Source organism: Verrucomicrobiota bacterium, assembly GCA_027622555.1.
Lineage (GTDB): Bacteria > Verrucomicrobiota > Verrucomicrobiia > Opitutales > UBA2995 > UBA2995.
The window spans coordinates 1-21,209 of sequence record JAQBYJ010000093.1 but is presented as its reverse complement, the minus strand read 5'-3'; the positions used below and the strand labels follow the sequence as shown (position 1 = coordinate 21,209).

17 protein-coding genes are annotated in these 21,209 nt (G+C 49.2%); 9 read left to right on the top strand and 8 right to left on the bottom strand.

Annotated elements, in window-relative coordinates; all coding sequences use genetic code 11:
• Together O3C43_19320 and O3C43_19315 are read right to left on the bottom strand one after the other, a co-directional pair.
• The coding region (locus tag O3C43_19320; protein MDA1068641.1) for a hypothetical protein at positions 1-1,394 on the bottom strand (1,394 nt) is incomplete at its 3' end.
• A complete protein-coding gene (locus tag O3C43_19315) occupies positions 1,312-2,049 on the bottom strand; it encodes a hypothetical protein (protein ID MDA1068640.1) in 738 nt (245 codons plus the stop codon). The genes O3C43_19320 and O3C43_19315, both read right to left, overlap by 83 nt.
• A gap of 259 nt (positions 2,050-2,308) precedes the next feature.
• Here O3C43_19315 and O3C43_19310 point away from each other — a divergent pair, with 259 nt between their 5' ends.
• Both O3C43_19310 and O3C43_19305 read left to right on the top strand, forming a co-directional pair.
• The gene (locus O3C43_19310) at positions 2,309-3,532 is read left to right on the top strand and encodes an alpha/beta hydrolase (GenBank protein ID MDA1068639.1); all 1,224 of its coding nucleotides are present in this window, start codon (positions 2,309-2,311) and stop codon (positions 3,530-3,532) included.
• Positions 3,533-3,741: 209 nt separating this feature from the next.
• Entirely contained in the window at positions 3,742-4,947 is a 1,206-nt protein-coding gene (locus tag O3C43_19305; GenBank protein MDA1068638.1) for a right-handed parallel beta-helix repeat-containing protein, read from the top strand.
• 319 nt (positions 4,948-5,266) lie between these two features.
• On the opposite strand, the gene O3C43_19300 is transcribed toward O3C43_19305, so the two are convergent.
• Positions 5,267-6,640, bottom strand: a complete 1,374-nt coding sequence (locus O3C43_19300) for a Gfo/Idh/MocA family oxidoreductase (GenBank protein MDA1068637.1) — start codon at positions 6,638-6,640, stop codon at positions 5,267-5,269.
• A gap of 335 nt (positions 6,641-6,975) precedes the next feature.
• Here O3C43_19300 and O3C43_19295 point away from each other — a divergent pair, with 335 nt between their 5' ends.
• Positions 6,976-8,598, top strand: a complete 1,623-nt coding sequence (locus O3C43_19295) for a calcineurin-like phosphoesterase family protein (protein MDA1068636.1) — start codon at positions 6,976-6,978, stop codon at positions 8,596-8,598.
• A 10-nt stretch (positions 8,599-8,608) separates the two neighbouring features.
• On the opposite strand, the gene O3C43_19290 is transcribed toward O3C43_19295, so the two are convergent.
• Positions 8,609-9,835 carry a hypothetical protein gene (locus tag O3C43_19290; protein ID MDA1068635.1) on the bottom strand — a complete coding sequence of 409 codons (1,227 nt, stop codon included), beginning with the start codon at positions 9,833-9,835 and terminating at the stop codon, positions 8,609-8,611.
• A gap of 399 nt (positions 9,836-10,234) precedes the next feature.
• Between O3C43_19290 and O3C43_19285 the strand changes: the two genes are divergently transcribed.
• The 4 genes from O3C43_19285 (at position 10,235) to O3C43_19270 (ending at position 14,532) form a co-directional block, all read left to right on the top strand.
• Entirely contained in the window at positions 10,235-10,888 is a 654-nt protein-coding gene (locus O3C43_19285) for a methyltransferase domain-containing protein (GenBank protein ID MDA1068634.1), read from the top strand.
• Positions 10,889-11,517: 629 nt separating this feature from the next.
• Complete coding sequence (locus O3C43_19280; protein ID MDA1068633.1) at positions 11,518-12,699, top strand: aldo/keto reductase; 1,182 nt, start codon at positions 11,518-11,520, stop codon at positions 12,697-12,699.
• 291 nt (positions 12,700-12,990) lie between these two features.
• Positions 12,991-13,983 carry a sulfite exporter TauE/SafE family protein gene (locus tag O3C43_19275; GenBank protein MDA1068632.1) on the top strand — a complete coding sequence of 331 codons (993 nt, stop codon included), beginning with the start codon at positions 12,991-12,993 and terminating at the stop codon, positions 13,981-13,983.
• A gap of 264 nt (positions 13,984-14,247) precedes the next feature.
• Complete coding sequence (locus O3C43_19270) at positions 14,248-14,532, top strand: hypothetical protein (GenBank protein ID MDA1068631.1); 285 nt, start codon at positions 14,248-14,250, stop codon at positions 14,530-14,532.
• Between the two features lie 292 nt (positions 14,533-14,824).
• On the opposite strand, the gene O3C43_19265 is transcribed toward O3C43_19270, so the two are convergent.
• Entirely contained in the window at positions 14,825-15,004 is a 180-nt protein-coding gene (locus O3C43_19265; GenBank protein MDA1068630.1) for a hypothetical protein, read from the bottom strand.
• 304 nt (positions 15,005-15,308) lie between these two features.
• On the opposite strand from O3C43_19265, the gene O3C43_19260 reads away from it, so the two are divergent.
• Both O3C43_19260 and O3C43_19255 read left to right on the top strand, forming a co-directional pair.
• Complete coding sequence (locus O3C43_19260; protein MDA1068629.1) at positions 15,309-16,868, top strand: sodium:solute symporter; 1,560 nt, start codon at positions 15,309-15,311, stop codon at positions 16,866-16,868.
• A complete protein-coding gene (locus O3C43_19255; protein ID MDA1068628.1) occupies positions 16,868-17,848 on the top strand; it encodes a hydroxyacid dehydrogenase in 981 nt (326 codons plus the stop codon). Before O3C43_19260 ends, O3C43_19255 begins: the two co-directional genes overlap by 1 nt.
• A 71-nt stretch (positions 17,849-17,919) precedes the next feature.
• Here the strand turns inward: O3C43_19255 and O3C43_19250 are convergent, their stop codons facing one another.
• The 3 genes from O3C43_19250 to O3C43_19240 all read right to left on the bottom strand — a co-directional run bounded on the left by O3C43_19250 (position 17,920) and on the right by O3C43_19240 (position 21,059).
• A complete protein-coding gene (locus tag O3C43_19250; GenBank protein ID MDA1068627.1) occupies positions 17,920-18,969 on the bottom strand; it encodes a sialidase family protein in 1,050 nt (349 codons plus the stop codon).
• A 117-nt stretch (positions 18,970-19,086) separates the two neighbouring features.
• Positions 19,087-20,049, bottom strand: a complete 963-nt coding sequence (locus O3C43_19245; protein MDA1068626.1) for an aldo/keto reductase — start codon at positions 20,047-20,049, stop codon at positions 19,087-19,089.
• Positions 20,046-21,059, bottom strand: coding sequence for an Ldh family oxidoreductase (locus tag O3C43_19240; GenBank protein MDA1068625.1), 1,014 nt, complete (start codon positions 21,057-21,059; stop codon positions 20,046-20,048). Before O3C43_19240 ends, O3C43_19245 begins: the two co-directional genes overlap by 4 nt.
• Positions 21,060-21,209 lie beyond the last annotated feature (150 nt).

The window sequence follows — 21,209 nt, the reverse complement described above, 5'->3', positions numbered from 1 at the left end:
GCTGTTACCATTTTGTCGGCATCCATGAGAATTTCGACTGGATTAGTCGAACCTGTAGCATCGCCTTCCCAGTGATCGAACACGAAACCTGCCGCCGCAGTGGCTGTGACTGTTGCGGTCTCGTTATCCTTGTAGGAGCCATTTCCGCTATCGGCAATCGTGCCTGAACCCTCAGGACTGACCCCCGACGTCAGGTCAAACAATTCCAGAAAAACGGCCGTTACATCCTTATTTGAATCGATAAGTAATTCTACAGGATTGTCCGACCCGGAAGCATCGCCTTCCCAGTGGTCGAACACGAAGCCTTCCGAGGGGACGGCTAGTAGGATCGCTGTTTCATTTTCTTCGTATCCACCGTTACCGCTGTCGGTTACGGTTCCGGTCGCCGCAGGCGATACATGGCTTACCAAGCTGAATGGTGGTTCAACATACTCAAAGGCTCCAAGATCAAGCGTGCCATCTAAGATTCTAGTCCGTTCAGCCGCATCCAGAGGCAATGCTTCCAAAAGATCCTCATCCTCATCAATATCCTGGGCATCGGAAAAGAGAAAGGATATTAGGCCAAAACCTATCGCAGCACTTCCAGTATCGAGGTGTAGTCCATCATCCAAAGTTCCCCAGATATCGTCCGGACCATTTGGGTCGGTTGGGTCAACAAACAGCGGGTCTCCATTAAGAATGAAACCTTCGCCGATATCTCCGTCTGTCCATTCCTCGTCTATAAGGTTGTAAGCCCTTATTTTATCAGGTGTGGGTGTTTCTTCGTATAGTGCGGAGTTTGTAAATAGTAAAGGAAGCAGGTTGTTTCCGCTACCTTGGAAAATGTTATTTGTGGCCATCCATGTACCTCCTCTGGCCACACCACCAGTAACTGTGGCCGTATTATTGAAAAAGGTGGAGCTGGTCACGGTCCAGGTACTTCCTCTGGACACACCGCCCCGGTCACCTGCTGTATTTCCGACAAAGAGGCCATTCGCGACTACCCAGGTCCCGTTATTGGAGACGCCTCCTCGATCGGTTGCAGTATTTTCTACGAAAACACTGTTTGTGGCCGTCCAATTTCCCAGGTTGGCAACGCCTCCATCGGTTGTTGCTGAGTTCTTTGTGAAGAAACACTTCGTAGCGATCCAGGTTCCGATGCTGGAGACGCCACCGGCAGTTGTTGAGGAGTTTTCTGTGAAAGTGCATTTCGATGCGGTCCAGGTTCCTCCCTTGGCAACGCCACCCAGTGCGGACGAATTGTTGGAAAAGGTACTTCCGCTCACTGTCCATGTCCCGTTTAAGGCTAATCCGCCTTCAATTACCGCTTGGTTATTCGAAAACAAACAATCGATCACGGTCCAGGTGCCGCCGGAGGATACTCCTCCGGAGTCCGCCTGATTGTCCGAGAACATAGATATCACTCACGGTCCAGGTTCCTCCTGAAGCCACGCCTCCGGTGTCCGCCTGATTGTCCGAGAATATAGAATCACTCACTGTCCAGGTTCCTCCCACAGCCACGCCACCTATTTTGGCTAGGTTTCCAATAAAGTGGCAATTTCTGGCAATGATGGTTCCGGACGCATCCACGGCTCCGCCCTCATTGTCGGGGCTTATCTCGCCATTTGCGTTACCGTTCGTGATGGTAAGCCCATCCAGGTTGGCATTGGGAACCTTGCAAACGTGCAGTGACCAGAGCGCCTGGTCCTCGGATATTGCCCCACTCAAAACCGTAATAGTGGAATCGAGATCACGGTCATCCACGCTGGTTTCAGTTCCGTCAAATCCACCATACAAGGTTGAGGTTCGTTTCAGCCTGAAAGTGGCCGTACGGTCTCCTTCTATAACGGAAGCTCCGTCATCGGGATAGTAAGTCCCGGCGGTCACCCATATTTCGTCATCTCGGTCAATTTTGGTTTTATCGAGGGCGTCTTGAAGAAAATTAAATGCGGTCTCCCAGGATGCTCCGTCACCTCCGGCTAAAGCAGTAGCTGAGACATAAAACCTGTCGGCGAATGAATCTGAATATAGAAATAGGATGAGTATGAAAACGAAGGATGAGCGTTTCATTTTTTTATGAAATGCGTCTTCTGGCATTTTATCAAATTATCTTCTATGAGGAAAAGACCTGATTGTTGCCTCGGCTTAATCCTGATCAAGAGTAGGGTAGCCATTAGAGATTTTTGCTGGGAGAGTCTTTCTCTCATTTGCCGAATGTGTGGAATCTGCGTCGTTCGTTTGTAGAAATTGAACGTTTCTCCTGATCGGGCGGTGCCTTGACAGATTCCTTCAGCAGGTATGTCTTTGGCCAGTAAGAGGAGTATAATTCATGAAAGTATATTTGAAGCATTCAGCAGTGAAAATTCTATGCGGAATTATGGTATTCGGATCAGCCGCGTTCGGATGGGAAATCACGCTTGATGACGCGCCGTTGAAGGCAAGTGACAGAGCTTGGATTGCAGATAGCGGGCAAGTGATGGTCGCTCTGGATGATTTGGTTCCCGAGATGATCGATGCCCATGCGTTTGATTTTGATGGGTGGCAGATAACCATCGTAGCCGGAGAGTATGGTATCACAGGCATGGTGACCAGTCCTGTATTGAAACGTGATGGATTTGCTTCTACCTTTCAGCAGGCTCCGATAGTAAAGGACGAGGTTCTTTGGTTCCCGATCGAAGCTCTGGCAGCCCTGATGAACTATCCTATGGAAAAGGACGTTCGATCAAAGAAACTGGCAATTCAGGCTGCAACGAATGAGGCCGATTCCGAAGAGATAGATGACGTCATTAGACGGCGCATGACCTCTGTTGCCAATAACAGTGTTTACGTTCGACCTACGATTGCTCATTTCGAAGATCTGTTAATTCCAGGGTCACAGGGTTTGGTTTCTGCCCGACTCTACGATCCGTCCCCGGGGGATTCCACACCGAGCGCGGTCTACATTAACATTCACGGTGGTGGCTGGAAAGTGGGTAGCATTTCGAGTTCCGATCATGTCTGTCGCGATATCGCAAACCAGGCGGGCCAAAAGGTCATTTCAATTGAATACAATATGCTTCCCGAGTATCCGTACCCCGCAGGTTGGGATGATGCCTATGCTATGGTTTTTTGGGTGAGTGAACATCATCGACAGCTGAAAATCGATCCGGCTCGTATTATTGTGGGAGGTGACAGTGCCGGTGGAAATATTGCCAACGCGGTTGCAATGATGGCCCGGGATCGCGGAGAGTTTAGAGTGACCGGTCTTGTTTTGGCCTATCCTGTTGTGGACATGACAACTCCGTGGGCAGAGTTTGTATTTGCAAATCCGGAAGATGCCAAACACCCCTATGCCACGCCCAAGAATGGTACTCTCGCCGGGATGCCACCCACCTTGTTACTGGTGGCAGAAAATGACGGTCTGAGACCTCAAGGCGAAGAATACGCTGCCTTGCTTGGTAACGCACAAGTCAGGGTCGAATTCGATGTGGTGGTCGGGACAAGTCATGGGTTCCTCGCAACGCACGCCGAATCGCGCGCACGTATCGGCAGGTTTATTCAGTCAACTCGCTGATAACAAAAGAGCGCCTGATTATTTCTCCTAAGAGATTCATTCAGATTTCCAGACTTTCATGGTTCAGCTTTTAGGCACCTATGCCTTATTGTGCGTTTTAAGTCTTCCTGGTTTTGAAGAAAAACCCCTTTCTCTTATGGTTGCACACTTGCTGTGTGTACGCGTCTAGTAAGATTGACGACCACGGACACATCAGGGTTTAATTGAGTATGAAAGCATGGTTTTACTTTTCCTTTATGTGGGTGCTTTGGCTTCCTCTTACGTCGTTTGCTCAGAGTGGAATTGTTCGCTCATCCGATCACTCCAACCTTCAAGAGGCCTTGGATGCTCTGCCGGAATTGGGCGGCATCCTCTATCTCGCTCCTGGAAATTATGAGATCGCGGAGCCCCTGGTTTTGCGAAGAGAAAACGTGCGAATTGAAGGATCCGGTGCGTCCACTCACATAATTAACAAAAACGAATCCGGGAAACCGGCTCTCCGCATCCGGCCTGATGGCTATGAGTCCGATTCGAAGAAACGCATGTGGCGGGTTCAGTTAAGTAATTTCCGTATCAGCGGAAACCCGAAAAGTGGTTCGGGAGTCCACGCTCAGGGAATCCAGGAGATTTATATTCACGGTCTCTCGGTCGATCACAATGGAGCCCACGGGATCTATTTGGAAAACTGCTACGAAGATCCAAGAATCTCAGATTCTATTTTAACTTATAACGGTCAGGCGGGACTAAATATCGTCGATTGTCATGACATAGTCGTGAGCAGTAATCAATTTGAAGAAAATCAGGACGGGGTGCGCTGTATTGACAGTTTCAATCTCTGTATGAATGCCAACAACCTCGATGATCACCTGAGACATGGAGTCGTCATTGAAAATACCTATGGCTCGGTACTGTCCGGTAACATGATCGAAGAGTGTCAGGGTAGCGCGGTGATCTTGGACCGGGATTGCTACGGGATCACTATCAGCTCGAATGTCATTGCTCATGAATTCGATGGAGGCATCGACTTACGGGACGCCCATGGTTGTGCGATTTCTGCAAACACGTTTGTGATTGTTCACAAGTACGGAGTGAGAGTGGGTCCTGGTAGTGGTCGGATTACCATTACGGGAAACAGCTTTGCCAACAGCTACATGGGCGACGGCCGAAACAAACGATTGGTAGACGGAGGTAACCTAAATCAGCGGGATGTTGGAACGGGAATTTTATTGGACAATACATCCAGCATAAACATAAGCGGGAATTCATTTTCCGGCATGTCTGAAAATGCAGTGGAAGGGATCGGTGACTGTAGCCGAATCCTCATCTCTTCGAACCTGGTGACCGATATGCATTTGCAAAGCACGGAAAAGACTCCGGCTTTCAATCTCGGCGATCCGAATCACACAAATTTGATTAAGGATAACATCGTGCAGTGATAAAGGCATCACCGGTCCATGGTGTCACCACTGTGGCTACACAAGTCGTAGTGAAAAATTTAAGTTCATCACGCCCCAAAGCGCTAAGCGTTTGTTTGCCGTGATGCCTCGCTGCCGCTTCGGCAGTCGACGAAGTCGAGAGCTTGTCAAAGATCCTGAGCTAGTCGAAGGGCTCCGGGGTGGCAAACAAAGGGTGCAGATATTCACTCCGAAGGAAACTTCAGATCCTGGATAGGGGTAGGAATGGGGCATTGGTTTGCCCCACCCCTCCCTCCGAACGCCAAGCCCAAGCTTGGCATTGTACACTTAATATTTCAGCCTACCTTAGTTTCCAATTTCCACGTATAGGACGACTGAGATACTTGCTGGCCTCGGCATCCTCTAAAATGCGTTCCCGTTTTGGATCCCACTTGAGAGTCTTGCGACCGAGTCGGATGGCGATATTGGCCAGGTGGCAAATGGATATCGTCCGGTGCGCGGCTTCGATAGGTGCGACGGTTTGTTTTCCGCTTTTGATGCAGTCTACAAAGTTACCCACGTGGTCGGTGCTTTTGTAAACGCGTTCTTCGTCATCCTTTATCTGTTCGCGACGCAAGTCGTACGGATCCATCGTTATACTCCCGCGTTTTACGAAAATGCTCTTTCCGTTGTCTCCTTCGAAGGTGATACCGTCTGAATCCTCACCTTTGTCCTGAACGACCATCTGCACGCCTGACGCGTAGGTGCAGGTGAATGAAAACTTGGTGGCGGTATTGTACAGATCGTCGTTTGCTGGTAATTCCGAACTTTTGATATCGATCTGAATCGGACCGCTCCCGTCCATCCCCATGGCCCATTGGGCGATATCGACATGGTGGGCACCCCAGTCGGTGATCATGCCCCCCGAGTAATCGTAATTGTGACGCCAGTTTAAAGGCAGGGTGGCTGGACGGTATTCGCGGTGTGGTGCCGGGCCTTCCCAAAGATCGTAGTTTAAACCCTCTGGAACTGATTCGGGCTTTTTTCGGTCTCCCATTTGGTTCCAGTCGGAATGGCCTCCAGGAATTTTAATCGTAATTTTTTTAAGGTTGCCTATGCGGCCGTTGCGAACGAATTCCACCGCTTCGCGAAATTGGGATTCTGAACGCTGCTGGCTGCCTGTCTGCCAGGTTATTTTGTTACGAGCGACCGCTTGAGCCATGGCGCGACCTTCAGCGACGGTTACTGCCAATGGTTTTTGGCCATACACATGCTTTTTTTTGTTGGCGCAATAAATCGCCATTACGGCATGCCAATGGTCAGGTGTAGAAATATTAACGGCATCCACGTCTTCGTTGTCCAACAGCTCGCGGAAATCTTCATAAGAGCGACAACCGTTATAGTGTAGGCGTCCGGTATCTTTCGCATAGTGTTCGTTCACCATCTGCATACCGGCCAAACGACCTCCGACTTTTTCTCCCTGGTAGCCATAGTTTCCAGAGTAGCGATTCGGATCCGCCATTGCAACGACTTGAACCCCATCGTTGTTTAGGAAATTCGGCACCGTCGTATAAGCGATCGTACCAAAGCCGAGGCAGGCTACATTGATACGGTTTGAAGGAGCGGGCTTTTTCCCAGCTCCCAGAGCACTTGCCGGAATGATCGTTGGGAAGGCTACAGCAGTTGCTGAAGCGGCAAGGAATTTACGACGTGATACGGTTGTTTTCTTATTCATGGGTATATGATCTTGGTATGGCAGTGATTCTGGTGTTAAAACCTGTTATACTACTCCTGATTGAAAAAAATACCATGTAAAGATCACAACCAGTTTGTGAGAAATATTTCTCAAGGTACATTTTATAAAATCTACCTCTGGATTATTGGCTAATTCGAAAAGGGTTCGGAGTATTACTGAAAATTGCACTATTGCACTGCGGTTTTTTGGACCCGTAGGTCATAATCGAACCCTCCCGGGGGTACAGTCGGGTAACCATTTTTCCTCGAACTTATGTACTTCCAGGATTTTGAAAAGGTTTGCTGCAGGTCAGCTTCCTGCTTTCTTTTCATCTGATGAAATCCTTCTCTAACCCATTCTCCCTGAAACGCGTTCCCGGGTCGTTGCCTATTCATAGGACTTCGGCAATATTTCTCCAATTGATTGGGTTGTTGTTTGTTACCTGTTCTGGCGTAACGCAATTATCAGCTGCCAATGCTCGCGGGATTGTTTTCGAAGACCGAAATCAAAATGGTTTGCGGGATGCGGGGGAACGTGGACTGCCTGCTGTGCCGGTCTCGAATCAGCGGGAGGTCGTGTTGACTGACTCGGAAGGGAAGTGGTCGCTACCCTATGATGAGGATACCATTTTCTTTGTTATAAAACCATCGGGTTGGGCGACGCCGCTGGACGCAAACAATCTGCCGCAGTTTTACTATGTTCATAAACCGGCAGGCTCTCCGCAGCATTTTGAATACCGGGGCGTGGATCCAACAGGATCTTTACCGAAATCGATCGATTTCCCACTTCATCCTCAGACTGAACCGGACCGCTTTCGCACCATCTTTTTTGGTGATCCACAACCGAGGAACCAGGAAGAGGTGGATTATATTTCACATGATGTCATCGTTGAGTTGATCGGTACGGATGCGAAATTCGGTGTAACATTGGGAGACATTATGTTCGACCAACTTGAACTGTTTGATTCTTCCAACGCCAATGTAGCGCTTATTGGAATTCCCTGGTACAACGTAATCGGGAATCATGATCTGAACAAAGAAGCGACTGAGGACGCAGATTCCGATGAAACCTTTACCCGTTACTTTGGGCCGAACTACTATTCGTTCGATTACGGTCCTGTTCATTTTATTGTGCTGGACGATGTTGATTGGGCCCATCGCGAAGGGAAGGGTTCCTATACCGGCGGCTTGGATGCTCAACAAATTGCTTTTGTTAAAAATGACCTCGAGCTGGTTCCAGAGTCAAGATTGGTGGTGCTGATGATGCATATTCCATTGGGAAACATTGGGAATCGTGGAGAGCTGTACCGTCTCATTGAACACCGGCCACATACCTTGTCCCTCTCCGGTCATACGCACTGGCAGGCCCACCAATATATTGGCGAAGAGGATGGTTGGATGGGTGAGGAGCCACATCACCATATAGTAACGGTTACGGTTTGTGGTACCTGGTGGAAGGGTGCCAAAGACGAACAGGGTATTCCGCATGCCACCATGCGCGATGGAGCGCCCAACGGTTACGCTATTGTTACTTTTGAAGGCACCGAACACACCTTTGACTTCAAGGCCGCGCGCCAACCTGAATCCTACCAGCTGAGTGTCTTTGCACCCGATGAAGTCACCGTTACAGACGCTGCTAAAATTTTTGTTTACGTGAATGTGTTCAATGGTTCCGAAAAATCGGTCGTGAAAATGAAGGTGGGTGAAAAAGGAAGTTGGGTAAGCTTGGAAAAGGTCGAGGAATTCGATCCTCAATATGTAGCCATTCGCGATCGTGAGATGGAGTTGAATCCCGAGGATAAACGTCAACTCAATGCTCCCTTTCCTTCAGCTCATTTATGGAAAGCAACGCTTCCCGCAAACCTGGACTCCGGTTCGCAACTAATCGAAGTTGAAGCCACCGATGCCTATGGCCGAGTTCATCAGGGTGATCGCGTGATTCGTGTACTTCAGCCCTAGCGTGACTGGATCAACTATTTTCGAGTGCCTGGAGGTGGTATTTAATGAAGTTGGTTTTCCCTAACACTGTTCCCGGCATCAGTCCCCACTGTGTATTGCATTCAACGACCTCAGCACCTCGCGTTGTAAAGGCAAGATCCCAACCCAGTGCTTTAATCTGAGGTAATAGGCGGTGTCCCTTCAGGGCCAGTTCACGTAGCTCTGGCCAGCATGGTAAATCCGCTCCTTCAATCGTTGCACCCGTTACAGGATGTGTGCGGATAATCCTTAGTTTTGGCAATCGGCCAATACCATAGTGAAACTTCTCGGTCTCTAAATCGAAATTCGCATTGAACCCTCCGTAAGAACCGTGATTTGCCTCGGTTTCCCCTAGGGCAATCACAATATGGCAATTGAGCAACTCGGGGTCACCTTCAGGGCCCATCAAAGTACCCACCCTGAAAGTTACCAGGCTTCCTGGTGAATATTTGCTGATGTCAGGATGGTTTTGGGCGGCCTCCTGCAAAATGTAATCCGTGTTTTGAGATTGAGAAATAAAGTAATCCAAAAGCTCCTTTTCGCTCATGCGGACCTCCTCGCGAGCCCAGCAATCTCCTTCCAACCTGTAAACCCAACGCTCGATTCCTTTTCCGCCTACCCCTTCGGACGGTTTCAAATATAAATCCGATTTGGGAAATGTCCCACTGAAATCAGCGTATACCTGCTTACCTTTTTCAAATGCAGCTAATACCGGAACAGTTCCAATGTCATTTTCCTTACAAAATTTAAAGAAGCGATACTTGTTATTGACCAGTTCAGTATCGGTACCCCTTCCAAGTTCAATACAGATTAATGAGGTCTCGTATGAACTGAGAACGTGGATGGCATCCTCGTCGAGGTTCCACAAATAAAGTCGCTGGCTATAGTAGACGTCGGGTGATAACCCCCACCAGAAACTCAAGCGAATCATATCGCACCACTGCCGCCACCGGCCTGTACCAAACGTCTGTTTGATGGATGAACTGTTTATGTAAAAACTCAAAACTCCCGAGAGCAAAGCGACGAACGGCCAAAGCAGGGCTTTCAGAATCAATCCTGCTTTTGCAGCTCCTCCTGAACGATTCCAAACTGTAAGAGCCGTTAATTTACGAAAACGAATGGTATCCCCACCACGCCAATACCACGGGTACCAGAACACCGCCAACGGCGGATTCGTTGCAATGAGTCTCTTAACCCAGGCTTGATCCTTTAATTCCATTTTATGCAACGATACTTCTCAGTGGTCACTCGACAATACTCATTTGCTTGAAGGAAAGCCATAACTTTATCATCACTTGATCAGTAGTTGTATTTCATCTCCAGATACGGATTTCTGCTATGAGGGAGGGTAGCCGGTGTCTCTGTCGTGCCAATGATCAATTGTCAAAATCTTGAGGATGATCAAGAGACGCACTTGTTTAAGAAAGATGCTGGACAGCTCCCTTACCTTCAGCTCATTTGTGGTTGATTATTCAGATTTGCAGCGACGATTTCTGAAGGTTTCGGTATATCCATTTGGACGTTCAGCTTCGTTATGTTTTGTGTCATCCTCGGCTTCCCGAGCCCTGATTATCGCTTGCAAGCTTTGGAATATTACAAAACCTTTTAAGTTCCTTATATGGAGACTTTTTTCGTAAATGTAGGTTGTGGTAACCATCCGACGGATGGTTATCTGAATTTTGATGGCTCGCCAAGTGTCAGGCTCGCTAATTGGCCGCTTCTTGCTCGTGCTTTGAAGACCATTGGCCTACTCGATCACAATCAGATTGAGTTTATTCGTTGGCTAAGAGGAAGCGGGGTGCGGTTCGCGAACGTTTCCAAGTGTATTCCTTTACCAGACGAATCCGTAAAAGTGCTTTATTCCAGCCATATGGTCGAGCATCTCACCAAGCCGGCTCTTATCCGTTACTTCGCAGAAGCCAAACGTGTCCTTACTAAGGATGGTGTGATGAGAACTGTTTTCCCGGATATCTCACGCCAGGTGCAGCACTACTCCCAGCACCGGGACTGTGACAGATTCATCGAAAATCTAAAACTCGCGGAGATTCACAAGAGGCTGGATAGCTTTCGGGGAATAATTCAAGTTTTGGTTTTTGGCGACCCCGGTCACAAATGGATGTACGACGCCGAATCCTTTGCCAGGTTACTGGCAATACATGGATATCGGGACATCAAAATCTGTAAAAGTGGTGAAACCCATATTGAAGAAGTCGGCGCTCTCAACCTATGCGAGCGCGATGAAGAATCCGCATATGTGGAAGCATGCAAATAAGTAATCGATTTCCGTTTCTACTCTGAACAGGCAACTCGCTTCGCGCGCGTCGTTCTCCGCTTCTTAAAGAGGATGGCTTTGAAAAAATATACTGCAGAAAACCTGTCGGCCCATTCCCGGAGTTAGCTCTGGCTATTCTAAAAATATACCCCTGTTGCCTCTAAAATCTAAAAACGGTCGGTCCTGAATGGCACTAAGTTAAGGATGTATTGGAAACAATTGTTTAGCTGTAGGAGCGGCTTTATGCCGCGATTTTACTGACAGGATCGCGGCATAAAGCCACTCTTACAAATTGAAGAAATTGCTTAACTTAGTGACATTCCGGTCGGTCCTTGTTTTTCCCGTGGAAGTCAATTTTAGGGATTGGAGAAATGTTTTTTGTGGACAGTATATTCCATCAAGATTGGAAAAAATCACCAGCCAAGTCGCTTATTTTCGGATGCGATTAAACAAAGAATTCAAAACAACTTGGACCGTCCACTTTACAACTCGCCCGGCTTTAAATTTGTTCGGCAAAGGCGTGGAGGTAGCGGGCAAACTCAATCGCTTCGAGTGACATTTCGCTATTCTTTTTCGTTGCGATAAACTGGACCGTGCTTTGTCATTGGAGCACTTCCTGAAATTATCCTATGGCTGAAAATAAAATAAACCGTCGAAGTTTCATCGCCTCTGCAAGTGCCACTGCCGCCATCGCCGCGACGGGTAATCTGGTCCGGGCCCAATCTCATGAACCGGGACCTGATGTGGAATGGCGCAACCGCAAATCCGGTATGGCTTATCGTCGTCTGGGGCGGACCAACCTGATGGTTTCCGAGATCGTTTTCGGCGGGCTCACCGTAAATAATGAACCCGACCAATGGAAGTTTCTCGAAACCGGTATTGAGCTCGGTATCAACTACATTGATTCGGCTTCAAATTACAATCGCGGTGACAGCGAGCGAGGAATCGCCAATGTTATAAATACTCCCTCCAAACGGGAGCGCGTTTTCCTGACCACCAAAGCCAGCATGTGGCTGAAGCAGGGACGGTCGGAGCCCTACAATCGGATCTGGGAATCGCTGAATGTTAGAGAGCAGGCGCTGGTGCGTGCGGAAATAGGTGCACGGATCAAGGAGCGGGGACTGTTTGAAGAATATTACCTTTGTAACTACGGCGACTGGCAGATCACTGAAGCTGAGAAACTCTTGCGCGACGATGTGTTGGAAGACTGGTATGGCAAACGCCTTACCACGGAAGATCGTCGGGGTATGTCGCAGAAACTCATTGAGGAGGTTGAGGCCAGTTTAAAGCGTTTGGGGACTGACTATCTGGACATCTTGTTCGCAGCTCATGGTGCAACCAACTCGAAACACATTGAATGCCCGGAGTTGTTGGAGGCAGTGGATACGCTGAAACGTCAGGGAAAGATGCGTTTCCTCGCCGTATCCTGTCACAATGATCCGGCTCAAATCATCCGTGCTGCTGCCGATTCCCCTCATTACGATATGGTGATGGCCGCCTACAACGTTTCGAATGAGACCTGGGTCGAGCCAGCTCTTGAATACGCGCACAAAAAAGATCTGGGCATTGTCGCGATGAAAGTCGCCCGTGCTCCATTTCCGGATCGGGACGGCAAAGTGGATCCGCTCCCTGGATTGGTTGAGAAAATTCACAAACGCGTGCCGGGCAACATGCACATTGCGGAAAAAGCTTACACCTTGGCCCTGCGCAATCCGAATATTTCCGCCTGCATCTCCGCCATGACCAATGATACCATGACACGCAGCAACGTGGCGCTGGTAGGTAAAAGCGGTCATTCCGTGATGGGCTGACAACCCCTTGAATCAGATTTTAGCTTGTTATTCCCCGTGGTCTTGCCGCGGGGTCGGTGACTGATAGGAAGTTTGAGCATTCGAAATCGGCAGCGAGCTACCTCCTACAGTTGTATTTGCGATACGAAATGTAGGAGGTAGCTTGCTGCCGAGCATACCATCAACGATGTTCGCTTCGCTGTCGGCCAAGGCCTCGGTACTGCCACAAGGTTTTGATTCTCAGCTCCGGGAAATCCTGGTTTCTGTAGTTGATCTTCCCGTCAGGGCTCCTTCTGCTTTCGCCTTTTCCATATGAAAGCACTAAAACCCTGGTTTATCGCTCTTGCCGCCTTCTATTGCGTTTGGCTGGTCCTGGTCGTTACTGGAAATCATTGGGGGACTTTGGCGGATCATTGGGGAATATCTCTGGCTATGGCTTTAGGTTCCTATGCCGCCGGATCCACCCCGATGGGTGGCGGCACGGTAGGGTTTCCAGTGTTGGTTTTACTTTTTAACGAAGCTCCAACGCTGGGGCGTGATTTTAGTTTCGCCATTCAAAGTATTGGGATGACCAGTGCCTCGGTTTTTATCTTGTGCCGCAAACAGCCCATTGAATGGCCCATGTTGCGTTGGTGTTTATTGGGATCGTTTATTGGAACGCCGCTCGGAATTCTTTTTGTAGCCCCATTGGTTTCAGGACTAATTATCAAGGTGTTGTTTGCCGTCGTCTGGTGTAGCTTCGGAGTGTTGCACCTGTACCGGCTCCGGGAAATTGTGCAACACGAAGGACTGTCTCCAGGGGCGCATCGTTTTGATCGCAATGCTGGGTTTCTGGTGGGTTTGTTGGCAGGAATGACCGCGGCTTCCATTACGGGCGTAGGTATCGACATGGTGCTTTACGCAGTGCTGGTTCTTTTGTGCCAGGCAGACCTGAAAATCGCCATTCCAACTTCAGTTTTAATCATGGCCTTCACCTCGCTGGTTGGCATTTCCACCAAATTCCTCTTCGACCATGTGCAACCTGGCGTTTATGAAAATTGGTTGGCTGCCGCACCGGTGGTTGCACTGGGTGCTCCTCTTGGTGCCTTCATCGTTCACAAGATTGGGCGCACTTCGACCCTGTTCGTGGTCTCGATTCTTTGCGTAGGACAGTTTTTCTGGACTGTCCAGAACGAGTGGTCCCGTCTCGGTATCCTGGGAGCTTCTGCTGCAATGGGCGGAGTTCTGCTGTTCAACCTGGGTTTTGAATGGTTGCACCGCATTGGCAGCCGAGTGGATCGAAGAAAGAAACGAAATCACAGCTAGTGCTCTGGACAGGTCATCCGGTGTCCTGCAATATCCCGGTATGAACAAGGTTCTTTCTCTTACGCTATCACTGGTCTTCTCAGAGGCGTGTTCCCAAAAAGCGAGGAGAAGTGACTCCAGGCATATTCTGTTCTTTGCCGGTGCTCATGGGTCATCTTCCACGGCAGGCGTCAAGACATGGGATGGCGTCAGGTTGGAAGCCTGGTCAAATAAGAAATAAGCACGGAAAGCCTTTCAGATTAATAAGGGACAGAATTGGTAAACATGGCTACTCTTCAACAAAACTACCATCAATTCCAGGATTGGTTGGATGGTGATTTGGAGTCGAAGTGGGCAATACATATTGCCCGGATTATGTCTGCTTCCCTACCGGTCCTCAAGGTCGTGCTTATTTTGATGTTACTCACTTTTATCGGGCTATGCCTTGGCTGGTATGCAGGGGTTATGGCTTTTGTTCTTATCCGACTATGCGGTTTTTCGATGGTAACCATGCTCGGTATCTTTCTGAGTGTAATCCTGATCAACGAATCGATCACGATATTCTGGTAAAACAGAAATCCTGTCGGTCCTGAATGGCACTAAGTTAAGGATGTATTGGAAACAATTGTTTAGCTGTAAGCGGCTATATGCCGCGATTTTACTGACAGCATCGCGGCATAAAGCCACTCTTACAAATTGAAGAAATTGCTTAACTTAGTGACATTCCGGTCAGTCCTTGTTTTTCCCGTGGAAGTCAGTTTTAGGAATTAGAGAAATGTTTTTCGTGGACAGGATACTTCATCAAGATTGGGGAAAATCGCCAACTAAGTTGCTTATCTTCGGATGCGATTAAACAAAGAATTCAAAACAACCAGGACCGTCCGGTCGTCCACTTTACCGCCTTCGTGTCAATATCCAAGACGTGACCCCGTTTTTCTCCCCCGGTTCCATCAGGCCCCCGCCAATTTGGCCATTCGGATACGGCAGACAAAGAGAGTGACAGGCATACGATGCAAGTAATACAGGAATATTGGAGTTTCATAGGTGAGTGACAAGGAAGGCGTTTCTGGGAAGAAGTAAAAATCAGATAGTCCCATTATGGCGATGAGAAAAAGCACATCCTTCCCTTAACAGGAGAAAGGGGATACTCTGATCCGGCTTTCCGGTTGGAGTTCCATGGTAAAAGGTAATTGGTCTAATAAACATACATGCCCTTTTGTCTGGTGAAATGTAAGTCCCGAGAGCGGGATAGCCGTTCGTAGCTTGCACCCGGTACTGGAAGGTAGTCGAATCATACCATCTAGAACTGTAACGGACTCTAGCCCTGAATGAACACCTAATTATCAATGACCTGGATTGATTGGACAATTTTAGTAGGTTACTTAGGTGCCGTACTTGCGATGGGTTTTTACCTTTCGAGCAAGCAAGACGACGAGCATTCCTTCTTTCTGGGTAACAGAAACATGCCTTGGTGGGCGGTTACTATTTCCATTGTGGCAACCTCTTTGAGTGCGGGTAGTTTTGTCGGGTTGCCGCAAGTGACATTTAAAGGTGACCTGACTTTCTTACTGATTCCGATTGGAAGTACTATTGGTGGTATTGTGGCCGCCGTTCTGGTGGTGCCAGTCCTCTACCGCGCCAACACCCTAACTATTTACGGCTATCTTCGCGGACGCTTTGGTCCCCGAGCAGAAGTGGCGAGCTCCTGGTTTTTTCTTGTTGGTGTATTACTGGCGCAGGGAGCCAGGCACTTTATCGCTTCCATCGTTGTTTCGCTCATGCTTTTCGGCTCTTCGGATACAAGCTATCTTTTATTCTCTATCGTCATCCTTGGTGTAATCGCCACGATTTACACGGCAGCAGGCGGCATCCACGCCGTCATCTGGACGGATGTGGTTCAGGTGGTGATACTCACTGGAGCAGCATTACTATGTATCTGTTTTCTGGTGGCTCAGGTCCCACTTGGTATTCCGGGAATAGTCGAAGCCCTGCAATCTGCGCCGGAGGGCAATAAGCTGAAGTGGTGGAATTCCGAGTTTGATCTTTCGGTGACGTATACGGTGTGGACGGGACTCATTGCCTATATGCTCATGAATATCGCCCAGTATGGCTGTGATCAGGACATGGTGCAACGAATGATGACCTGTAAATCGGCCGGGAAGGCGACCTGGTCAATGATTCTGTCCCGGGCGATCTCGCTACCCATTGTGATTCTGTTCCTTATCATAGGTTTGTTACTCTATTTGTTCTATACGCGTCCCGACCTCATGGGGGCGTCGATGCCAGCGGACCTGGTAACCGATTCCAAGAATGTCTTTCCCCAGTACATTCTGACACATCTGCCTCCTGGAATTGTAGGACTGGCGGTTGCAGGTATGTTGGCCGCCTCGATGAGTAGTTTCGATTCGGCGGCCAACGCGATGGCCAGTACCATTCAGGGAAATCTTAGAAAGCAAAAGGAACTGGGTAAAGATAGTTCGATCGAAGAAAAGGCTCTGTCGCTGCTGCAATCCCGCCAGACGGTTTACTGGATGGGTGGTGGGTTGACCCTGTTTGCCGCATTGGCTGTTTTTCTTCAAAAAGCTGGCGGGCAAGGCCTGATCGATTTTTCTCTGGGAGTGCTGACTTTTGCATACTCCGGATTGTTCGGGGTTTTCATGGCGGCTATATTAACGAAACGGGGGAATGAAACCTCCGCTGTTCGTTCCCTTTGGGCTGGAGCATTGGTAGTTCTTTCCTTTCAGCCCTACATCCTTCCACACTGGAGCAAACCGGTGTTCGGTCATGCGATCACTATTGCCTGGCCCTGGTGGTTCTTCTTCGGCGGCCTAATCAGTTTTCTTGTCTGCATTTCTGGAAAGAAGCGTGATTGGAAAGCCGAACCAGCAACTACCGAAATCTCCTGATGGCTCTTCCAAAAGTCTGGCTAAATTTGGAACCGCATCCTTCCGTTTTCGAGGTGCTCGAAGGAAAGGCTCAAATTATAGGGCCATTGGTCAGGCCTGATACCGGAGATCCGCTCAGCGAAATTGAGGAGGCCGAGGCGGTCTTAGCGAGTACGGATTTTCCGGCTAATCGGACCACGTTTGAAAGAGCAACTAACCTTAAAGTCGTGGCTCGTTATGGTATTGGTTTGGATTCAGTGGACGTGGCAGCGGCGACGGACTGCGGTATCTGCGTTGTCCATACTCCGGATGCTCCTACCATTCCGGTTGCGGAAATAACCATTGCTTTGATACTGGCCGTCTACCGGAAGATCCTCGAACTGGATAAAAGCGTCCGGAGAGGAGCCTGGCAATCCAAGGACTTGCTGGGGTACGAACTGCAGGGAAAAACCGTGGGCCTGGTGGGCATGGGGAGAATTGGCAGGCGGGTGGCCAGGATCCTTCAGGCCTTTGAATCGGAGGTCATCATATTCGATCCCTATGTGGGGGCTGAAGCCATCCGGGGTATCGGTGCGAAACCGGTTCAGTCATTGGAGCTGCTCCTGACCGAAAGCGACGTGGTTTCCCTGCACCTTCCGCTGACCACCGCTACAAGAGGACTTCTGGGGAGACAAGCGTTCTCGCTGATGAAGACCACCGCGGTCCTGATCAATGTGGCCCGGGGCGCGATCGTCGACGAAGGCGCACTCATCGAGGCGCTTGCCGCAGGCCGGATTGCCGGAGCCGGTCTGGATGTGTTTGAGAAGGAGCCTCCCGCACCGGATAATCCGCTGTTAGCGATGGATAACGTGGTGCTGGCCCCTCACGCCGGTGCTTTTACCTGGGAGGGAAAAAGCCGGAGCAATCCCGGGGCCGCCGCGCAAGCCCTGCAGGTGTTGATGGGGGAACGGCCGCCCTTTCTGGCCAATCCCGAAGTGTGGACGAAGCGGCGGGGCTTATAGGAGGAAGATTGATCCTGTGAATGTTGGAGCCGAGCTTGTCGCCTGGAGTTATCCAGTCGGCAACGATAACCCTATTCCTGGTAAAGCCATTCCAGGGGGATGTGCATCAATTTGAGAGATCTGGGACCGTCGAAATTAAAGTCTACGGCTTCATCCATTGCGTAGTAGGTGAGGAGCGCCTGGTTTTTGTAGAACGTGCAGCTAGGGTATGAAAAACAACCTCGCTCCCCTTCCTCCAGAATCTTCCGGTATTCCATCGGCCATGAATCGCCTCCATCCTTGCTAATAGCGCAAGCCAATCGCTTGCGACGGCCAAGCATGCGATCATCTGAATCGTAAATCCAATTCCAAACGAGCAGCAAGTCGCTAGTCCCTGGAATTCGGCGTACGATGGATGGCGCAATTGGTGATTGGACTTCCGTTGATTTTATCTTCATCCAATGCACGCCTTCATCAAATGACTCTGCGCGATAAATACTTCCTGTCGCTGTTCGCATGACCATTAGCAATGAACCGTCAGAGCGCTCAACGACATCGGGTTCTTGAGCGCCCGATTCTGCTGCGTCTAATTTTGGGAGCGAAATTGGATCGCAGAATTGCCATGTTTGGCCGAGGTCATCGGACCTGGCTACTTTTATGTACAGGTAGTGGCTATTCCAATCTTCGGTGCAATGGAGAGGGGCAAGGATTCGACCGGAAGACAGCACGGTAAGCCTGTCATGGGCTCCAGTTTGGTAACCGTCTTTAGTGATGCTAATGGGCGTTTCCCATGTTTTCCCTTCGTCGATCGACCGTCTAAATAGTCGCTTGGCACTTCTCTTGGATTCCCGGAAACTATAGGCTAGCCCCAACGATCCGTCACCCAGGCGACGCAAAGCAGGCGACATGACGTTCAGTCCAGCTTCGTTTGGGACCAACGTCCTTTCATTCTTCCATGTGTGACCGCCATCCACAGATTCCATACACGCAATGTGAGATCTGGAGTTGTCGTGATTGCCGGCAAATTTTGACCATGCCAGTAGCAGTAATCCATCGTTGAGCTCTACCATGGATGCCTCCGAATGACGAGTGAATGATTCGTCCGCCTGGAGGATGATTTTTGAGGTGGGCTGAAGTTTCATTGATTCGCTACTCGGATGTAGGAGCTGCTTTCTTTAGTCCTCCATAGCTGAAAGCGGCGGATGGAAGCTGCGATTGAATGTATGGAGAGCCAAGCTGGGGCTTGGCGTTCCCGGGGTTTACAGATCATAGGTGGACCAAGGTTGATGATCTGGTGGTGTGCTAAAAATACTTCGGAGCCGTTTCCGTTTTTCTTCATCGAGCGGTTTTGACAAGGCCGCCTTAAGGTTTTTAACCAAATGATCCGGGTTGGTGGTTCCAGATAAAACCGTTTGAACGGCCGAGTTACTTAAAACATAGCTGTAGCCAGCGCTTGCCAGCGTATGTATCGTTTCATCCAGCAACCAATCGAGAGGACCCTTGTCAGGCAAGGCATCTTGTTTCATTCTGTTTTCAGTCTTTGCCTTTCTAATCAAGTCTTCCAGGATTTGATGATCACTGAGTGCTCTTCGAACGGCAGTCATTCCGATCACCCCAACCGCTTGTTTTTGACACTGAGGCAGGATCTTTATTTCCGGATCCGGACTCAACAGGCTGTAAGCTATCATGGCGGTATCGAAGAGGTCGTCTTTCAGGGCCATTTTCATCATCCTGTGATGGGGATCGAATTTAATGGTTTCCGTTATGCCCAAAAAACGGAACATTCCTTTCGACTTCATTTTCATCAATTCATCGTGGTGGGTTTCGACGATTGCCCGGTATGATTCAGGACGAACACCGTGGATTTGTAAGACATCCAGGTAGTCCGTATCCAGAAGCTTCAAACTTCGTTCCACAGATTTACGAACCTCTTGAGCTGGGATAGGTTGGCCTATGTCTGTGATGGGATAATACTTGGAGTTTAAAACGTAGGATTCACGAGGTCTGGATTCTAAAAGCCGCCCCAGGATTTCCTCACTGGAATTATAGATTGAAGCTGTATCGATAAGATTGATTCCGTTCTCTATGGCTGTGTTTATAATACCTTCAGCTTGGGATAGATGGTTGCCATTGATTGTTCCAAATTGGGTACCGGCTCCGATACCCATTATTGAAACCTTTAGTCCAGTGCGACCGAGTGTGGTGTAGCGCATATCTGTCATCGAGCGAGCTCTTGAAGTTCCGTCCAGAGATTATTCGGGATCTCTATTCCGGTTTTTATTCGCTCTAAGGAATTTAGGTATTCAAATTCGCCAGGTAACATCACGTCCTTGAAACCAGGAGCAGGAGGATTCGATTTTACTCGTTCGCAGAGTTCCTCTAACAGCCTCTCGAATCGTTCACGGTCTGTAAACGCTGCAATGTCCCAAGCGGTCATGACCACCGGATTACCAAGTTTATGTTCCTTCGATCGCCCCGGCGCAAATCCGCAGAACAGATTGGCCATGAGCTCGATGGCAAACATCAACCCACCTCCCTTATGCTCTCCAACGGGAATCAGTGTTCCGCCGTCGTAGAAGTCGTTTGGATCTTGCGTCGGATTGCCGTTTTTATCCAACAACGCTCCCGATCTGATCTGTTTGCCGGCCCATTTGGCCTGGCTTACCTTTCCAGCCGCGATAGTCGACGTAGCCATATCGACGAGGATCGGGAAGGGTTTCCCAGGTCTCGGAAAAGACCAGCAAATAGGATTGGTGCCAAACACTCGTTTAGTTCCTCCGTAAGGGGCAACCAGACCTTCGGGACCGGTCCCGGATACAATGATAAATCCCACATTACCTGCAGCAGCTATTATTTCACCATATTCTCCAACGCGTCCAACATGATTTACATTCTCCAATGTCACTGTAGCCACACCCATTTTGTATGCCTGGCTGACCACGGTTTTTGCCCCTAACAATGCTCCAAAGTGCCCGAATCCGTATCTGCAATCGATAGCAGTGATAGCTCCTTCCGTTTTCCGAATCTCAGGCTTGGCTTCTGGAAATAAAACTCCATCCTGTATTTTTTTTACATAAACCGGGGTGAGGATAACACCGTGGGAATCGTGGCCAGTCAGGTTCGATTTTACCAGAGAAGCGGCTAATTTCTGGGCGAGAGTAGCCGGTGTGCCATGACGGACGAAAATTGCCGCAATCGTTTCCTCGAGTTCGGTTGGATTTATTATGGGCATTTTTTGTAGGAGGGGGTTTATCCCCCGATTGCACTGGGGCTCTGGTATCGCGGGATAAACCCGCTACTCCTACAGTTGAAAGCGCGGTTAATCATAACTCCACATGCTTACCTGTTTTACTGCTTTCCATAATGGCTCGTATAAACCGCA

Coding starts and splice junctions, on each gene's coding strand:
- O3C43_19265 (MDA1068630.1), bottom strand. CDS start 15,004: ATGAAACTCCAATATTCCTGTATTACTTGCATCGTATGCCTGTCACTC.
- O3C43_19315 (MDA1068640.1), bottom strand. CDS start 2,049: ATGAAACGCTCATCCTTCGTTTTCATACTCATCCTATTTCTATATTCA.
- O3C43_19260 (MDA1068629.1), top strand. CDS start 15,309: ATGACCTGGATTGATTGGACAATTTTAGTAGGTTACTTAGGTGCCGTA.
- O3C43_19250 (MDA1068627.1), bottom strand. CDS start 18,969: ATGAAACTTCAGCCCACCTCAAAAATCATCCTCCAGGCGGACGAATCA.
- O3C43_19285 (MDA1068634.1), top strand. CDS start 10,235: ATGGAGACTTTTTTCGTAAATGTAGGTTGTGGTAACCATCCGACGGAT.
- O3C43_19290 (MDA1068635.1), bottom strand. CDS start 9,835: ATGGAATTAAAGGATCAAGCCTGGGTTAAGAGACTCATTGCAACGAAT.
- O3C43_19255 (MDA1068628.1), top strand. CDS start 16,868: ATGGCTCTTCCAAAAGTCTGGCTAAATTTGGAACCGCATCCTTCCGTT.
- O3C43_19305 (MDA1068638.1), top strand. CDS start 3,742: ATGAAAGCATGGTTTTACTTTTCCTTTATGTGGGTGCTTTGGCTTCCT.
- O3C43_19310 (MDA1068639.1), top strand. CDS start 2,309: ATGAAAGTATATTTGAAGCATTCAGCAGTGAAAATTCTATGCGGAATT.
- O3C43_19270 (MDA1068631.1), top strand. CDS start 14,248: ATGGCTACTCTTCAACAAAACTACCATCAATTCCAGGATTGGTTGGAT.
- O3C43_19275 (MDA1068632.1), top strand. CDS start 12,991: ATGAAAGCACTAAAACCCTGGTTTATCGCTCTTGCCGCCTTCTATTGC.
- O3C43_19280 (MDA1068633.1), top strand. CDS start 11,518: ATGGCTGAAAATAAAATAAACCGTCGAAGTTTCATCGCCTCTGCAAGT.
- O3C43_19300 (MDA1068637.1), bottom strand. CDS start 6,640: ATGAATAAGAAAACAACCGTATCACGTCGTAAATTCCTTGCCGCTTCA.
- O3C43_19245 (MDA1068626.1), bottom strand. CDS start 20,049: ATGACAGATATGCGCTACACCACACTCGGTCGCACTGGACTAAAGGTT.
- O3C43_19295 (MDA1068636.1), top strand. CDS start 6,976: ATGAAATCCTTCTCTAACCCATTCTCCCTGAAACGCGTTCCCGGGTCG.
- O3C43_19240 (MDA1068625.1), bottom strand. CDS start 21,059: ATGCCCATAATAAATCCAACCGAACTCGAGGAAACGATTGCGGCAATT.